Consider the following 12,581-nt stretch of genomic DNA (forward strand, 5'->3'; position numbering starts at 1 on the left):
TCCCTACACCCTACACCCTACACCCTACACCCTACACCCTACACCCTACTCCCTACTCCCTACTCCCTACTCCCTACTCCCTACTCCCTGGAAAATGCGATAGATTTGACGGCAAATTGGTATAATTTTCTAAAAATAGCAACATTAAAAACAGTACAAGCTCTTTAACTGGATTTCAATCATGAAAATTGATCATGTTCACTTCTATGTTAGAGATGCTACAGTTTTTTCTAATTGGTTAGTCCACACTCTTGGCTTTCAACGGGTTGCCAGTGGCAGTAGTTACCATACCTACACAGAAGTTGTAAAAAGTGGCTCCATCACGTTTGTTATCTCTTCAGCTCTGACATCAGCAAGTCCTATTGCTGAGTTTTTGCGTGTACATCCTCCTGGGGTGGCTGACATCGCTTTTCTAGTAGAAGACCTGGAAGCGGTGATTGAGAATGCGTCCGCTCAGGGAAACCAAGTGATACAACCACCTCACGAGCAATGTCAAAGACACGGACGGCTCAAGTGGAGTAAAATCCCCTCCTGGGGTTCTCTGGTTCATACCCTCGTGGAGCGGGATGGCATCTGTGAGGAATCCTTTTTCCCGGCTCAGTTGAACTGGATCACGAAAACTGCTGATGGTAAGGTACCCTCCCTTAGTAGAGAGGCAAACCAGGTCAATAACAATCCTCAGACTATGTTCACCACCATTGATCATGTGGTACTTAATGTAGCGGCTGGTGAGTTAGAGCGGGCAGTAAATTGGTATCAACACGTGCTGGGATTTTGCCCACAACAAATATTTTCTATTAAGACACAACAGTCTGGTTTATACTCTCAGGTCATGGTTGATCCCACTGGTCAAGTCCAATTGCCGATCAATGAACCAACTTCTGCTAATTCCCAGATTCAGGAATTTATAGATTTCAATGGTGGACCAGGAATCCAGCATATTGCTCTTAGAACTAGCAATATAGTAGAAGCGATCGCGCAACTCCGTGGTCGAGGTTTGCCGTTTATTGAAGTGCCTTCCAGCTACTACAGCCAGTTGCGGCAAAGACCAGGGGGCTCTAATTTACCTTTACCAACAGCAGAATGGGAAGAAATTGCTACCAGAGAAATTTTAGTAGATTGGCAGCAACAGTTTCCCCAAGCTTTGTTACTTCAAACCTTCACCAAGCCCATTTTTGGGAAGCCTACGTTCTTTTTTGAAATCATTGAGCGCCGCTGTCAGGCCAAGGGATTTGGAGAAGGGAATTTTCGTGCTTTGTTTGAAGCCATCGAGCGGGAACAGAACAAGCGAGGAAGTTTATCAACGTAAGCTATCAGCTAATGCGCTACGCGCACGCTAAGCGAACAGCGATCAGCTATTAGCTACCAACTTACGGCGGTTTGCATAACTATCAGGTGCCCTTGACCCATTAAGAATTAAATTCGCCACGGGTCGCACCTCAGGTACACAGGATTGTTTTTCCTGTTCCCTGTTCCCTGTTCCCTGTTCCCTGTTCCCTGTTCCCTAAAAACCTTAGGTGCGCTTTCCGCATTAAGAATTAAATTCGCCACGGGTCGCACCTCAGAACTTTGTACCTAACTGAATGGCAAACCGCTGTATGCTTAGGTTAATAATGCTCAAGGTTAATTTCTCTACTTGGAGGTATTGACAAAATGCCTTACCTTTTAACTTGTAACCAATGTCAAGTATCCGGTAGAATTCTCTGTGTAGTGAGAAACCTTACTTTTCTAGACCATAAAATCATGGGAAGTAAGAGTAGCAAGGTGTCGTCTGAGTCAAAACTCCGGGCGCGCTCAGTCCTTCAATTTATAGGTTAAACACCAGTCAAATAAGTCGTTTTTAAGGATTTTTTTTAGACTCATAAGCTACTCATATTAAACTGAAAAACCATAAATTTTAATCCAAGGTTACTAGAAAATGTTAACCGAATTACAACAAAAAAAATTAACAACATTATTCAACAATATCGATGCTGATTCAGGTGGAACTCTCAACCAAGAGGATTTTCATCTGATTTTGAATAAACTGGCTAGTTCACGAGGGCTAAAACCTAATTCTTGGCAATATGCTTATCTGCGTTCTATCTTGGTGTCCATGTGGAACAACTTGAGTTTGGCTGATCAAAACAGGGATGCAGAAATCACCCTTGAGGAATGGTTTAAGTATTACGACAATCTGATTCACTCAGATGCCTATGAACCCCTTATTCATTTGCAATGTGATGTCTTTTTTGCTTTACTTGATGAGGATGACAATGGAGAAATTAGTCAGCAAGAGTATGTAGATTTGGTCAGTGCCTATGGTGTTGATGCTAGTTGGGCAAGGGAAAATTTTAGCCACCTCGATTTGAATAGTGATGGACATATCTCTCAGGAAGAGCTTTTCACCTTGATGGATGAATTTTTCCGCAGTGATAACCCAAAATCTCCGGGAAATTACTTTTGGGGTTCCTATTAAATTTTTACGGTATTAATCTCAGCTATTTTCCATGGATATAATTGGACGTTCAGACAATCCCGAATTTTATTGTCCAATAGAGGTAGAACTCAATAAAACTGGGTAGACCTCTTGCCATTTCGTTAGTCCTAAACTTCTTACACCACAAGGGATACCCAAATTATTTACTATACCACTTGGGAAAACCCATCAACTATTATTTATTCCAAGGAAACTTGGTACCCATCTCAGTTAGGGCAGAAAATACCAGATACAGGATCAGTAGACCAACAGTAGCTAGAAACAAAACGATATCATTGTCCATAAAATTAAGGGAATCGGGAATCGGGAATCGGGAATCGGGGATAATAATTTAGGCCAATAGAACCAAAAAATTAGTTGATATAATTATACTAAATAAAGACTCCCTAGCATTCAGCATACAGCTGAATGCTTACACCACTAATGAAGCTTCCTGTTCTCTTCAACAGATAGCAATTGGTCAAGACAACCCTGAAACTCTTCAACAGAAGCAATAGTAATTCCTTGTCTAAGCAAGGTTTTCAACACAGAGACCGAGTCAATTTGGTTAATTGTCTCAATCAACTCCCTTGGCACATCCTCAAATCGTACCTCAAGAACTTCCAAAAGAGTCTCTCGACTAGTTTGGAGAATGCCTTCTTCCATCCCCTCTTGACGAGCAAGGCGCTCTATACTGGTAACATAGGGCATTGTACTTTCTTCCTCAAAACGTCTGACTATCTTATAGCAAAGGGAACAGGGAACAGGGAACAGGGAACAGGGAGTAGGGAATAGGGAACTTTTGATCAAAATTCTCTCAATTCATTTAGGAATGCTGAATCAAAGCCCTTCTGGGCCAATAACTATCCAGCCAATTCCTGTTGAACGTGTTTAAAAAACGTTGCGATCGCGTTCGCAAAGCGGTTCCAAAGAAACATCGCTAAACCGGTTCTCATAATAATAAGGTACACAAGATTGTTTCCCTGTTCCCGATTCCCGATTCCCGATTCCCGATTCCCGATTGCCTATTCCCTTCTAAACCCTCAAACGCCTTTCAATCCCATTTTCCCAACAATCACACATCTCCTGAACAGTCACCTCAATCACAGACTGACCATTTCCCGCCAGTACTCGTAAACCAGCATTTTCCCCTTGAACAACACCCAGTTGTTGCCAATATCCCTCATCCCCTAACTGTTGCTGTAGATAAGATTCCCAACTTGTTTGCTGTTGAGGACTCACAGAAACCAGAATCCGACTCCCCCCTTCACCAAATAGCACCTGATCCCAGCGCAGGTCTAAGGACTCGGAGCTATAGCCTAGAGTAATGTCTGCCCCCAACTTACCTGGGATGCAGGATTCAGCCAAAGCAACGACTAATCCCCCTTCAGCACAGTCATGAGCAGAATTTACCCAACCTTGACCGATACCCTCTCGCGTTACGGTTTGGATACGACGCTCTAAATCAAAATCCACTACTGGTGGCTTACCCGCAACCATGCCATGAATCGTTGCCAGATACTCCGAAGCACCTAATGTAATTTGGGATTTAGTTTGGGATTTAATTTGGGATTGACTATTTTCCCAGTATTTAGTCCCCAATCCTAATAAATAGATTAAATCCCCTTCACCTTGCCAACCTTGACCACAGGTTTTAGTAATATCAGCAATTAATCCCACCATCCCTACCACTGGCGTCGGGTAAATCGACTGAGGATTCCCGTCACTATCAATAGTTTCGTTATACAAGGAAACATTACCCCCAGTAACAGGAGTGCTCATTTCCCGGCAAGCCTCTGCTATTCCTGCACAAGCAGAGGCCAGTTGCCAGTAACCCACAGGCTTTTCTGGAGAACCAAAATTCAGATTATCCGTCACTGCCAAAGGTTCTGCACCCACACAGCTGAGATTCCGTGCTGCTTCTGCGACCACAGCCTTTGCCCCTTCATAGGGGTCAAGATAAACATAACGGGAATTACAATCCACCGTTGCCGCCACACCAGCATTAGAGGTTACAGGTCTAAGGTTAGTAGGTTGAAGGTTAGCAGGTTTAAGGTTGGTTGAAGGTTGAAGGTTAGTAGGTTGAAGGTTAGCAGGTTTAAGGTTAGTAGGTTGTTCGCCTTTGGCGTTCCCGTAGGGTAGGTTGGTTTCAGTTAAACCTTGGCCTTTCGGCCACGCTTCGCGAACAACATTCAACCTTTCAACATTCAACCCTTGTTCAACATTCAACCTTTCAACATTCAACCCTTGTGGGCGTAACCGAATCACCGCAGCATCAGCATTTCCTGGCAAAATTAAGGTATTGTTCTGGACTTGGTGGTCGTACTGGCGATAAACCCAGCGTTTCGACGCAATAGTTGGAGTATCTAGGAGTTGACCTAGGATGTCATTCCAAGTGTGATGCTTACCGTTAATCTCAATACCTGTAACATTACAGGGAGGGAGGGAATCCCCATGCCATTCCCAAGCCTGTAAAGCATAGTCTGGTGGTTCTGTCAATAGCTCCCGCTGATAAATTGGAGTATTATCGGCTAGAGCAGTAGCTGGGATTTCTGCTGCTACCTCTCCTTGGAACAAAATCCTGACCAAAGGTTCTTCGATTACCTTACCTGCTACCACAGCATGGAGTCCCCAACGGTGGAAAATATCTATCAGTTCCTGTTCTCGACCCTTGTGGGCAACAAACAGCATTCGTTCTTGGGATTCCGACAGCAGGTATTCATAAGGCACCATACCGGTTTCTCGCGCTGGCACCAGGTCTAAATCGAACTCAATACCCAAACCCCCTTTAGCTGCCATTTCTGAGGTAGAACAGGTTATCCCAGCCGCTCCCATATCTTGAGCAGCTACTACCGCACCGGTTTGAAATGCTTCAAGACACGCTTCAATTAGAGACTTTTCTAGAAACGGGTCCCCCACTTGAACCGCTGGCCGGTCATCTAGGGATTGATCTGTCAGTTCCGCACTAGCAAAACTTGCCCCTCCCATGCCATCTCTACCGGTAGTGGACCCGACATAGAGCACAGGATTTCCAACCCCAGAGGCTCCAGAGGTAACAATTTCCGGAGTTTCCATCAGTCCCAGAGCCATCACATTGACCAAGGGATTACCAGTGTATGCCCGGTCAAAGTAAACTTCTCCCCCTACTGTAGGGACACCAACGCAATTGCCATAGTGACTGATTCCTGCTACTACCCCATTAAACAATCGTCTAGTGTTGGCATTATCCAAAGTCCCAAAGCGCAGAGAGTTCAAGACCGCAATGGGGCGAGCTCCCATGGTAAAAATATCCCGTAGAATCCCCCCTACTCCGGTAGCAGCTCCTTGAAACGGTTCTACCGCTGAGGGGTGATTGTGGGATTCGATTTTAAATGCTAGTTGTAGCCCATCACCCAAGTCTACAACACCAGCATTTTCTCCAGGACCGACTAGAATACGTTTGCCTTCTGTGGGAAATTGCTTCAGTAGAGGACGGGAGTTCTTGTAGCAGCAATGTTCCGACCACATCACACCGAACATTCCCAGTTCAGCTTTATTGGGATGACGCCCTAGGCGCTGGACAATTTCTTCATATTCAGAAGGGGTTAACCCTTCAGCAGCAATCTCTTCTGGAGAAAAGGAGGTCGAGGAATTAGTCGGCATATAACTCTGGGCGCAAACGGCACAGAGATTATTTTATAGAGTTATTGCTATCAATAGCTAGACTTGTTCGACTCCTTTGGATTTTTGCGTTCGCGAAGCGGTTCCAAAGGAACATCGCGTATCAGCGATTAGCGCTACGCGCACGCTACGCGGTCAGCTATCAGCTATCAGCTATCAGCCATTAGCGCTACGCACAAGCTACTTGAGTGGCTATTGGCCAACGGCTGACCGCTGACCGCTGACTGCTGACTGCTGACTGCTGACTTCAGACTTCTGACTGCTGAGCGCTGACTTCTGCTATACCTTACCAATTCCTTAGCCACAATAAAATCACCCACGTGGGTAATGTCCCGGATATATTTCCCGTATTACTCTTTAAACATAGCTGCAACTTACAACCATTACACCCCTAAAACCGCAGCTTTATCAATCTATCAATTAATCTATCCATTGGAGGCAAATCCATTATGTCTAGAAATTTTGATCATATAGCCTACTCTGTATCCACCCTAGTTTATCAATACAATTCCTATAGCCCAAACACAATCGAATACGTTTTATTCAATCAAGGACTCCTAGCCGGTCTCGAAAGACAAGCCGAAGCTAGCGACAGTCCAGTTTACTTAGAAGGGTATCAGATCGGACAGACCTATTAAGTTGTTATCGAGGTTATCCACTTATGGCCTTGCACGCACTGGGGGGAATGGGGGAAGCAATTAGGGTGGTTTCCCCCTCAGGTAATTTCAACTACTAGCCGGATAAACTCGTCCTCGCCACTGAGTTGGTTGTTGGCCAGCAGAAAGGAAAATGCGAATTACAGCCAACGGATCGGCCAGAGGAGATAACCAGAATAACAAAGCAGCAGGGGAAAAGTGTTCTAGACGCTGGTAGCAAGGATAAATTGCCCAGAGCAGAGCTAACCTGATCAACACCAAGAACAAATTTAAACCTGTCGCTGCTAGTAAAGGAATAGAACTATATCCCCCAGCTAAACAGGCGAGTAACAGCACAGAAAGTGGTATAGGAAGACCTTGAACAGATAAGAGCAACCAAAGGTCTTGTCCTAGTTGAGTCCACGAGGTAGCATCTTTTAAATCCAGGGAGCGTCCCCATTCTGCCCAAGTCTGCCTAAACCCTTCGTACATCCGTACCTGAATTAACTTAGACCCATCGAGGAAACCAACTGAGAAACCAGCTCTAGCTGCCTGACGCGCTAGGGTAACATCATCACAGAAAGAGCTAGCTGCACCTTGATATCCTCCCAACTCAGCTAAAACCGAGCGACGAACTAGGAAGCATTGCCCATTTGCCATCACTGTTTCTGGTCTAGGTTGGCGTACTCCAGCCGATTCACATCGATATAGCAAAGTCATCAGCAGCGCTGGTTGTAACCACCACTCCCCCGGCTCTTGGAGGATAAATTGAGGGGACAAAGACAGCAGCTGATAGCCTTCCTCCTCCGCTGCCTTAACCATAGTTTCCACTAAACCCGGTTGGGGTCTGGTATCAGCATCAATCCCCAAAATCCACTCACTATGCTCTGAGCTTTCTAAGAAACCATTGTGTAATGCCCAAGGACGACCGACCCAACCAGGAGGAAGCGGAGGATCGTTAGTGAGTCGAAAACGGGGATCGAAAAAGCCAGCCTTCTTGACCAATTCCGGTGTACCATCCTCAGAATTACTATCGACGACGATGATTTCTCTTACTGGATAACTTTGACGAGTTAAGCCTTCCAAGCAAGGTGCAATGCGCTCGACTTCATTGAGTGTTGGTACCACGATACTTACCTTACCCAGTAAATCTGGGGTTGGTTCTTGCTTTACCAGAGGTTGACGGCGGGTAGCGCCTTTGAACAGACGAGCCAAAAGAATTAGAGTGGCTATACCCTGAGAAAGGAGCAGGATGATGGCAATAGCTGCCACAGCGGTTACGTTCACGCTAGCTTTTGTTTCTTACAGATCAAACAGGTACGGTAACGGTTGTTAAATCAGCAGTAGCGTCTATTTACGATGCTTCTGGAGCAGACTTTGCCGATTTGTACAGCAGTAATGCTGGTAATATGCCCAACACTAAACCGAGATATACAGGAGTGTAAATCCCACTAGCAAGGCTCATAATCGTAGCAAAAGCCAAGTTACTCAAATAGATAGCTAGAGGTAAGTCTAGGCTGTTACTCGATATAGTTACTGGTTTAAAGCTCCAAATTAAGGTAGCTACAGTGACATACTCCCGACGCTGCCCTAATGGGACAGCGCGGGCTTCTTACCAACACCAGCTATCGCTATCGGGCTTTGCCCGACGCTACGCGAACGGTTGCTCGGTAAGCTTTAATTACGGTCGATGCCTGGTATTACCCAGGGCACCTCCGCTCCAAATCCGTACGTGAAGGTTTCCCCTCATACGGCTCCTAGGTATCCTAGTCTTTTGACTTGCTCCCGTGGATATATTGATGACAGCTTTGGTGGACAGCCATGAGGTTGTCTTTCTTCCAGTTGTCATGATTTCCATCGATGTGGTGGAGGTGGACTCTTTCCTCATCAATGAATTTTAATTCGCAATATCCGCAGGAATGGTTTTGCTTGGTCAAAGCTTTGGAAGTAGCATTATCGTATAACTTGCTGTTTCGTTGGCTCCAGTAGACTAAATCTCCGTCATAAGGGGATTTAGTTCCTCTTACCATCTTATGTCCGTTTTCTTTCCATGATACTGAAGGAAAGGCTTTCTTTACTAACCTTTTTGATTCGTGTTTGTTTGTTGATTTTTGCTTTCTGAATTTTCGTTCAGTAGCTTTATTGGTGAACCATAGGTTATTGGGAGAATCTTCCATGCAGCAGTATCGATGGTATTTTCTCCAGCCGCGTACGATTGGTGCTAGTTTTTGGGCTTTGACTTCTGCTCCATAGTTCGAGCTGTTGGCCACGGATTTTACCTTCTTCAGGAAGTTTTTGAGGTTTTCCTTTGAGGGGTAGCTCTTGAATCTTCCGTCATATTGGACTCGGAAAAACCAGCCCAGGAAGTTGAATCCGTCTGTCGTTTTGGTTATCTTGGTCTTTTCTTCACTGATTTCCATGTCTCGTTCGGCTAAGAAGGCTTTGATTTTATTTAGCACCTTCTCGGCGTTGTCTTTTGGTTTTAGGAATATCACCATGTCATCCGCATATCTTACGGAGGGGTGTATTGCCTCTATTCCGTTAAGTGCTATGTTGGCGAGAAGTGGACTGACTACTCCTCCTTGTGGGGTTCCTTGCTCAGGGAATTCGGGGTTTACTCCAGCTTTGAGACAGCGGAATATTCCGTATTTTAAGCCTGATGGTGCAATTAACCTTTCCATGATGGCTTTATGGGAGATGCGGTCAAAACACTTCTTAATGTCTAATTCGATTACTCTTTTTTCGATGCCTTTCTTGACTGAGTTCAGATTGTCGAACACGTATTTTTGGGCATCGTGGGCACTGCGTCCAGTCCTAAACCCGTAACTCCGAGCGTGAAAGGTAGCTTCGTGTGCTGGTTCAAGAGCAAATTTGGCCAGACATTGCCATGCTCTATCGGCGATTGTGGGTACTTTGAGGATTCTAGTTTTCCCATTCTTTTTTGGGATGGGAATTTCGCGGAGTCCGCTATGTTTCCAGACAGTAGCATAGTGGTTCAATTCCTCTAAAAGTTCAAACCGCTCTCGGTATTTGAGGGCTGTCTTGCCATCGATACCGGCTGTTTTCTTACCCTGATTTAATTGAGTCACTTGACGGATGGCCAAAAGTTGTGCCGACCGGGATTTTAGAATCAGTTTTTGCAGAGACCGGACTTTCCTCAGGTCACCAGCTTGAACCGCTTTGTATACTCGCCTTTGTAGGCGGAAAAGGTTACGGCGGAGTTGTTTCCACTTTTGCCCTTTCCAAAGTTCACTATATCTTTTGGACATGTGTCTAACTATGCTCTTCTAGGGTTTGTATATTCTGAATACCCGTGCCCAGTTTTGAGCACATCTTACCCGACAGTGGGGATTAGGTTTGGCATAACTTACCGGGATTTCGACCTTTTCCCAGACCCATAATGCTGTCGTTTTTACTCGTTCCGTCTAACAGATTATTTTGACGATTTAGGGTAATCCATTTTGCCTATCCTCTTCTCGGAGATTACAGTTATCCAGAAAAAAATACTGTGAGAATATGAGGATGAAGTCCACATGTTTATTCCAGGTTGTGGCTCTCCCGTAAGACACTTTTTTAGGATTTGTTTACCCGTGTCGTCTCCCCATTAGCGCCAGTGTTGTTACCTGCTTATTTTCAACTGATTGCGCCCTGGTGCCAGCTTCACTCTGAAGGATTGCCGTCCATCTCGGTGTGGCCAGATAGGGAGTCACTTGTCTCCTCAATGGGTGGACTTTCACCACCATCCGTTAGACAGTTAGAATTTTTGAGGTTGTACCTCGCGAATCCCCCAACTCATACCCCTCTATTCTCTAGAGGCTCTTAGTTGGAACGAGCCGCACTTGCTGACGGGATGCCCCACCGCCAAATGTAAGATGTTTTTAGCCGCATTAACGTCCCTGTCCGCAACATAACCACAATGAGGGCAGGAATGGGTGCGGTCTTTGAGTTTTTTCGGTACTTTTTTGCCGCAATTTGAGCAGTTCTGGCTAGTATTTCTGGGATTTACTGCTATCGTTACCAACCCAGCATTCTCGGCTTTGGTTGACAAAATTGATAGGAATTGACCCCAACCAGCATCCAGGACTGATTTGTTAGAGTCGATGTCCCCTATTACGGGGAGCACCTCTCCTTCAGAACCGTGCGTGAAGCTTTCGCCTCACACGGCTCCTAGATATCCTCTCCTTTCGGAGTGCTCCAATGTATCTGTTGGTGGCAGCTTTGGTGAACTGCTAATAAGTTCAATGGTTTCCAATTGTCGTGGTTTCCATCAATATGATGAAGATGTACAGATTCGTCTTCTAAGAACTTCAACCCACAGTGTCCACAGGATTGGCGTTGCTTTTTCAAGGCTTTAGAGGTAGCATCAGAGTATAATCGGGAATTTCGATTACTCCAATAGACTAGGTCGCCGTCGTAAGGTGACTTAGTCCCCTTTACGTTGGCATGTTGGTTTTGTTTGTATCCTACCTTCGGGAATGCCTTTTTACATAGTTCATTTGCTTTGTACCGATTCACTTTCTTTTCCTTTCGGAATTTTCTGTTGGCGGTTTTTCTTATGAACCATAGAGAGTCCCGTGAGCTGCTCATATCGCAACTGCTGTGGTAGTTTCTCCACCCGCGTACAATAGGGGCTAACTTTTTGGCTTTTACTTCAGCGCCATAATTCGAGTTGTTGATTACGGTTTTAATCTTCTTCCGTATGTTACGGTGGTTTTCCTCTGAGGGAATTGACCGAAACTTTCCGTTTTTCTGGACGCGGAATCTCCACCCCAGGAGACGAAACCTTAGAATAAAGAAGCCTTAATTAATAATTTTTAACCCTTTTTTGCATAGTCTGTCGCCTGTAAAGGCTTCTTTATTCTTACGGTAACTTCATAGGAAGTCAAATCCGTCTGTCGTTTTAGTTAGCTTGGTCTTTTCTTCACTGATTTCCATCCCACCCATTGCCAGGAATGCTTTGATAGAGTCTAGTATCTTCGTGGCGTTATCTTTTGGTTTCAAGATTATCACCATATCGTCTGCGTACCGCAGGCTGGGGTGTATATCCTCTATTCCGTCAAGTGCGATGTTGGCTAGTAGGGGGCTCACTACACCCCCCTGGGGAGTGCCTTGCTCTGGAAACTCAGGGTTTACTCCGGCTTTTAAACAGCGGAATATTCCCATTTTTATAGCTGCCGGGGCAATCACTCTTTCCATTATGGAGGTATGTGAAATACGGTCAAAGCACTTTTTGATATCTAATTCAATGACCCTTTTTATGATGCCGTTTTTGTTTGAGCCTAGGTGGAGAAACAGGCGTTTTTGCGCGTCTTGGGCACATCTGCCTGTCCTAAACCCATAGCTGTCGGCACTGAACGTAGCTTCGTGAGCTGGTTCGAGGGCGAATTTTATTAGACATTGCCAGGCTCTGTCAGCGATAGTTGGTATTTTCAACATCCTTACTTTCCCGTTCTTTTTAGGGATAGGGATTTCACGTAGTCGGTTATGCTTCCAGTCAGAGGCATAATCGTTCAATGTTTCTACCAGTTCTATTCGTTGTCTGTAGTTGAGGCTTGACAGGCCATCAACTCCAGCCGTCTTTTTCCCTTTATTTAATTGTGAAACTTGACGGACGGCCAAAAGCTGCGCAGACCGGGATTTCAGAATCAGTTTTTGTAGAGACCGCGCCTTCTTCAAGTCACCATCTCGAACCGCTTTGTACACTGTTAGAGTCGATGTCCCCTATTAAGGGGAGCACCTCTCCTTCAGAACTGGGCGTGAGGCTTTCACCTCACCCAGCTCCTAGATATCCTAGTCTTTCGACCTGCTCCTGTGTTTGTTCATTGTCT

The 12,581-nt window shown here is 45.3% G+C and carries 13 protein-coding genes and 2 pseudogenes; 6 read left to right on the forward strand and 9 right to left on the reverse strand.

The genetic code is table 11. From position 1 onward, the window contains the following. Positions 1 to 181: 181 nt before the first annotated feature. The 3 genes from hppD (at position 182) to F6J99_RS32190 (ending at position 2,458) form a co-directional block, all read left to right on the forward strand. Positions 182 to 1,309, forward strand: coding sequence for a 4-hydroxyphenylpyruvate dioxygenase (gene hppD, locus F6J99_RS32180; RefSeq protein WP_293119104.1), 1,128 nt, complete (start codon positions 182 to 184; stop codon positions 1,307 to 1,309). Positions 1,310 to 1,453: 144 nt separating this feature from the next. Continuing rightward, entirely contained in the window at positions 1,454 to 1,579 is a 126-nt protein-coding gene (locus F6J99_RS32185) for a hypothetical protein (RefSeq protein WP_293119106.1), read from the forward strand. A 339-nt stretch (positions 1,580 to 1,918) separates the two neighbouring features. Beyond that, entirely contained in the window at positions 1,919 to 2,458 is a 540-nt protein-coding gene (locus tag F6J99_RS32190; protein WP_293119108.1) for an EF-hand domain-containing protein, read from the forward strand. Between the two features lie 441 nt (positions 2,459 to 2,899). On the opposite strand, the gene F6J99_RS32195 is transcribed toward F6J99_RS32190, so the two are convergent. Both F6J99_RS32195 and purL read right to left on the reverse strand, forming a co-directional pair. Next, positions 2,900 to 3,268, reverse strand: a complete 369-nt coding sequence (locus tag F6J99_RS32195) for a hypothetical protein (RefSeq protein WP_293119110.1) — start codon at positions 3,266 to 3,268, stop codon at positions 2,900 to 2,902. Between the two features lie 225 nt (positions 3,269 to 3,493). Beyond that, entirely contained in the window at positions 3,494 to 6,100 is a 2,607-nt protein-coding gene (gene purL / locus F6J99_RS32200; RefSeq protein WP_293119112.1) for a phosphoribosylformylglycinamidine synthase subunit PurL, read from the reverse strand. A 76-nt stretch (positions 6,101 to 6,176) separates the two neighbouring features. Here purL and F6J99_RS32205 point away from each other — a divergent pair, with 76 nt between their 5' ends. Further along, a complete protein-coding gene (locus F6J99_RS32205; protein ID WP_293119114.1) occupies positions 6,177 to 6,335 on the forward strand; it encodes a hypothetical protein in 159 nt (52 codons plus the stop codon). Positions 6,336 to 6,567: 232 nt separating this feature from the next. Further along, positions 6,568 to 6,756, forward strand: coding sequence for a hypothetical protein (locus F6J99_RS32210; protein WP_293119116.1), 189 nt, complete (start codon positions 6,568 to 6,570; stop codon positions 6,754 to 6,756). Positions 6,757 to 6,843: 87 nt separating this feature from the next. On the opposite strand, the gene cruG is transcribed toward F6J99_RS32210, so the two are convergent. Then, on the reverse strand, positions 6,844 to 8,040 hold the full coding sequence (gene cruG / locus F6J99_RS32215) for a 2'-O-glycosyltransferase CruG (protein WP_293119118.1): 1,197 nt from the start codon (positions 8,038 to 8,040) through the stop codon (positions 6,844 to 6,846). An 8-nt stretch (positions 8,041 to 8,048) separates the two neighbouring features. On the opposite strand from cruG, the gene F6J99_RS32220 reads away from it, so the two are divergent. Continuing rightward, a complete protein-coding gene (locus F6J99_RS32220; protein WP_293119120.1) occupies positions 8,049 to 8,198 on the forward strand; it encodes a hypothetical protein in 150 nt (49 codons plus the stop codon). 20 nt (positions 8,199 to 8,218) lie between these two features. Here the strand turns inward: F6J99_RS32220 and F6J99_RS45785 are convergent. From F6J99_RS45785 to F6J99_RS32245, 6 genes and pseudogenes are all read right to left on the reverse strand, one after another. Further along, positions 8,219 to 8,308 (reverse strand): annotated as a pseudogene (locus F6J99_RS45785) (hypothetical protein); the annotation flags it as partial. Between the two features lie 211 nt (positions 8,309 to 8,519). Further along, complete coding sequence (locus F6J99_RS32225) at positions 8,520 to 10,022, reverse strand: reverse transcriptase domain-containing protein (protein ID WP_293119122.1); 1,503 nt, start codon at positions 10,020 to 10,022, stop codon at positions 8,520 to 8,522. 315 nt (positions 10,023 to 10,337) lie between these two features. Next, positions 10,338 to 10,475, reverse strand: a complete 138-nt coding sequence (locus F6J99_RS32230) for a hypothetical protein (protein WP_293119124.1) — start codon at positions 10,473 to 10,475, stop codon at positions 10,338 to 10,340. An 80-nt stretch (positions 10,476 to 10,555) separates the two neighbouring features. Next, positions 10,556 to 10,843: pseudogene (locus F6J99_RS32235) on the reverse strand (transposase); the annotation flags it as partial. A gap of 77 nt (positions 10,844 to 10,920) precedes the next feature. Then, the gene (locus F6J99_RS32240; protein WP_365974679.1) at positions 10,921 to 11,544 is read right to left on the reverse strand and encodes a group II intron maturase-specific domain-containing protein; all 624 of its coding nucleotides are present in this window, start codon (positions 11,542 to 11,544) and stop codon (positions 10,921 to 10,923) included. Between the two features lie 81 nt (positions 11,545 to 11,625). Then, on the reverse strand, positions 11,626 to 12,456 hold the full coding sequence (locus F6J99_RS32245) for a reverse transcriptase domain-containing protein (protein ID WP_365974677.1): 831 nt from the start codon (positions 12,454 to 12,456) through the stop codon (positions 11,626 to 11,628). Positions 12,457 to 12,581 lie beyond the last annotated feature (125 nt).

It is taken from the genome of Moorena sp. SIO4G3, assembly GCF_010692305.1.
GTDB lineage: Bacteria > Cyanobacteriota > Cyanobacteriia > Cyanobacteriales > Coleofasciculaceae > Moorena > Moorena producens_A.